Genomic DNA, 3484 nt, shown 5'->3' with positions numbered 1-3484 from the left:
AGCGCTTCGTTTACACCGAAGATGTCGGGAGTTCGAGTCTCTCATCACCCACCATAAAATCAATGACTTGCGGCCATTTCCTGACGTGATCGTCAGATCGCTGAAGCTGTCGAGACGCTGAGCGGGATTCCTCGACGCGGGGCCGAGCGGAGACCTGTTCCGGCTGGTCGGCCGGGCCGGCATGGGCTCAGCCGTCGGAGCCCTCATTACGCGCTTTGATGGCGCCCGCACCGCGGGCCTGCGCCACATAGACCGCCACCGTCAGAAGATCCTGCGCCGAGGGAAGGGCCTTGGCCTCCATCAGTCCGGCCAGCAGCGATCCCTGAGACCAGTCCTCGCGGGTTAGAAATTGCCGGGCGATCGGCGCCGCACCCTGGGGCCGCGCGTGGACGAAGCGCTGCAGCGTCGCGGCAATCTCGGCCCGGACCTCGGGCGGCGCGACGCCGTGCTGGATCGCCATCGCCTCGATCACCTGCTCGAGATTGGCAAGCGGTTGGGCCGGATTGGCGAGGAAACCGCTCTCGAGCAGCCGCACGCCGTCGATCCCGTCCAGCTCGATCGCTGCGGTGGCGTAGGCGCCGAGATTGTTTGCCCACTCCCAGTCCGCGACACGGAGCAGAAAGCCCCGCACCTCGTCGCGCGCGGCCTCGCTGCCGGTTAGCCCCAGCAGCAGAACGCGAATCGGCTGGTAACCATAGGCCTGCGGCAGCCACAGCCCGCGCAGCAGCTCTTCGGCCGTCAGGCGCAGCTCCATCTCGCGCAGCAGCGCATAGGGCGCCTTGTCGATCTCGGTCAGCGCGAGCTGGCGCAGATCGACATCGGCGCTGTCCTGCAGGGCGGCGAAGATCTCCAGCCGCTCCGCGCCATACACGCCGTTCCAGCCGGGCGCGCGGGCCAGCACCTTGCGCATGATCGGGCGGAACACCGGATCGACATAGCTCAGGATGGTCCAGCCGTAGCCGTCATTGGCGAGCAGCACCTCGTCCTCGGGATGCGCCAGCAGCTTGCGCCGCAGCTCGCTGTTCACGAGGAGATTCACCTCGGGCGGGGTTCCGGCGCTGTGGATCACCTCGGTGATGCGGAACGCGTACGGGTTCTCGGGGTCGGGACGGGCCAGCACCACCTCGATGCCATCGACCAGCCAGTCGGCGACGCTCATCTCGGGCAGATCGGTGTGGAACGCGCAGGCGAGCGTCTGCGGCGCGGGAACAAGCGCGAGGGCAGCGGCCAGCAGGGCGCCGGCGAGGCGGGGACGGTGCCGGGCAGACGGGATCGAGACCATACGAAACTCCCTTCGGTTGAGCCTAGTCTGCGCCGAGCCCCGCGATCTGTCCATGCGGCGCGTCGCGTCGCGCCGCTGCCGACACCCGCCGTGCGAGATTTCAGCGCTTGTAGGGCTCGATCCGGTCGGCCGAGAGCGCGTAGCCGACCTCGGCCAGTTGCGTCGAGGTGGCGGCGGTGCCGAACATGCCGGTCACCGTGACCGCCTCGAAGAGCCCGTCGGACTCGTAGGGCGTTTCGGTGGTGACGAAGATCAGCTGGTTGGCGGGCGGCGGTGGCACGTGGATGCAGGCGCCGACGTAAGGAACAAGCATGAAGGCGGTGACCCGGGTGCCCTCGTAATCGAGCGGCACGATGAAGCCCGAGATCTGCACGGTCTCGCCGTTCCAGTCGGTGCGCACGCCGGACGACATCGGCTGCTGCGCGGCAAGGTCCGACTTGTCGTGCTCCACCAGCCCCTGCAGCGCCGGGGGCAGCGCCTGATCGCCCTCGGGCATCAGGTCGCGCCATTCCAGTACCGTGGTGGCGGCGGCGCGCAGGGCGGTGCCGGGCAGGGCCGCGGCGGCGGCGAGGCCAAGCGTGAAGCCTCGGCGGGGCAGGGAGATCGGCATTTGGGGGCCTCTACTCTGGGAACGCAGAAAACGGGTCATATGCGCACCATCATGCCATCCGCCAGCGACAGGCGGTAGGCCCTCAGGGCGGGAAGGAGGCTGGCAAGCGCCGCCGCGCCGACGACCGCCAGCAGCCCCCAGAGCTCGGTCAGGCCGGGCGGGTCCAGCGGCAGCCAGAGCCCGAAGGCGCTGTCGATCAGGGGCCGCGCGAGCGCCAGCGCGCCGTAGAGCAGCGCCATCCCCAGCCCGGCGCCGAGCGCTGCCATCAGCACCGCCTCGAGCACCAGGAGCCCAAGGATCACCACCGGGCGCGCCCCCATGGCGCGCCAGATCGCCATTTCGCGGCGGCGCTCGTTGAGGCTTGAGAAGATCATTGCGGTCATGCCCAGAAGCGCGGTCACCACCACCATCGCCGAGACGCCCACCAGCGCGGTCTCGGCGATGCCGACGATCTGCCACAGCTCCTGCAGTGCCACGCCCGGCAGCACCGCGAGCAGCGGCTCCTGCGGATACTCGTTGATCCAGCGCTGCAGCTTGAACACCTGCAAACGCGATGTCACCCCGACCATCGCGGCGGTGATCGCCTTCGGCGTCAGGTCCATTTCGCGGATGCGCTCGACCGGCGTGGCCTGACCGGGGGCCTGCGCGCCGCTCTGCCAGTCGACATGGATCGCCTCGATCGCCTCGAGGCTGACGATCACCGTACGGTCCACCGGCGTGCCGGTCTTGGCGACGATCCCAGCGACGCGAAACGGCTGGTCGTCATGCGCGGTGAAGGAGGCCAGCCCGTGCGAGACCACGATCGGATCGCCGACGCTGTAACCCAGCGTCGCCGCCACGTCGGCGCCGATCACCGCGTCGTAGAGGTCTTCCAGCCCGTGCCCCTGCGGAATCTCGAGCGCGCGGCCGCCGCGATACTTGTAATGCTCGAAGAAGGCGGGCGTGGTGCCCATGACGCGGAACTGCCGGTGGCTGTCGCCAAGCGAGATCGGCACGATCCAGTCAACCTCGTCGCGCGCGGCGATGTCCTGATAGCTCTTCCAGGTGACGTTGTTGGTGGCGTTGCCGATGCGGAACACCGAGTAGAGCAAGAGCTGCACCGAGCCCGAGCGCGCGCCGACGATCAGGTCGGTGCCCGAAATGGTGTCGGCAAAGCTCGCGCGCGCCCCGGTGCGCACCTTCTCGACCCCGAGAAACAGCGCCACCGAAAGCGCGATGGCCAGCACCGTGAGCCCCACGGTCAGGGCGCGGGCGCGCAGCGAGCCGAGAGCGAGGCGCAGGATCATGCGTCGGCCCTTTCCGTCTTGGCGATGTCCGCGAGCCGCAGCACCCGGTCGAAACGCGGGGCGAGACGCTCGTCATGGCTGACCATCATCAGCGCCGAGCCGGCGGCGTGGCTTTGTTCGAAAAGCACGCGCAGGAAATTGTCCTGCGTGGCCGCGTCGAGCGCTGAGGTCGGCTCGTCGGCCACGATCAGTGGCGGCCGCCCGATCAGCGCGCGCGCCACCGCGACACGCTGCTGCTGGCCGACGCTGAGCCGCCCGGCGGGGCGGTCGAGCAGCTCGGGCGGCAGGCCGAGCGCGGTGCAGAGC

At 69.2% G+C, this 3484-nt stretch carries 4 protein-coding genes; all 4 read right to left on the bottom strand.

All coding sequences use genetic code 11. The features are described 5' to 3' along the window. Positions 1–187: 187 nt before the first annotated feature. Positions 188–1282, bottom strand: a complete 1095-nt coding sequence (locus tag AC6RA4_RS24140; RefSeq protein ID WP_500164654.1) for a hypothetical protein — start codon at positions 1280–1282, stop codon at positions 188–190. A gap of 100 nt (positions 1283–1382) precedes the next feature. Next, complete coding sequence (locus AC6RA4_RS24135; protein WP_500164652.1) at positions 1383–1892, bottom strand: DUF3299 domain-containing protein; 510 nt, start codon at positions 1890–1892, stop codon at positions 1383–1385. Positions 1893–1927: 35 nt separating this feature from the next. Next, the gene (locus AC6RA4_RS24130; protein ID WP_500164650.1) at positions 1928–3178 is read right to left on the bottom strand and encodes an ABC transporter permease; all 1251 of its coding nucleotides are present in this window, start codon (positions 3176–3178) and stop codon (positions 1928–1930) included. After that, positions 3175–3484, bottom strand: a 310-nt coding sequence (locus tag AC6RA4_RS24125; RefSeq protein ID WP_500164648.1) for an ATP-binding cassette domain-containing protein, incomplete at its 5' end; no start/stop codon positions are given. The genes AC6RA4_RS24125 and AC6RA4_RS24130, both read right to left, overlap by 4 nt.

Source organism: Salipiger sp. (assembly GCF_059781815.1).
The sequence above is the reverse complement of the archived record's forward strand: the minus strand, read 5'-3'. Positions and strand labels throughout refer to the sequence as shown.

Bases quoted from the DNA above. Each gene is read 5' to 3' on its own strand.
- AC6RA4_RS24140 (WP_500164654.1), bottom strand. From the start codon at position 1,282: ATGGTCTCGATCCCGTCTGCCCGGCACCGTCCCCGCCTCGCCGGCGCC.
- AC6RA4_RS24135 (WP_500164652.1), bottom strand. From the start codon at position 1,892: ATGCCGATCTCCCTGCCCCGCCGAGGCTTCACGCTTGGCCTCGCCGCC.
- AC6RA4_RS24130 (WP_500164650.1), bottom strand. From the start codon at position 3,178: ATGATCCTGCGCCTCGCTCTCGGCTCGCTGCGCGCCCGCGCCCTGACC.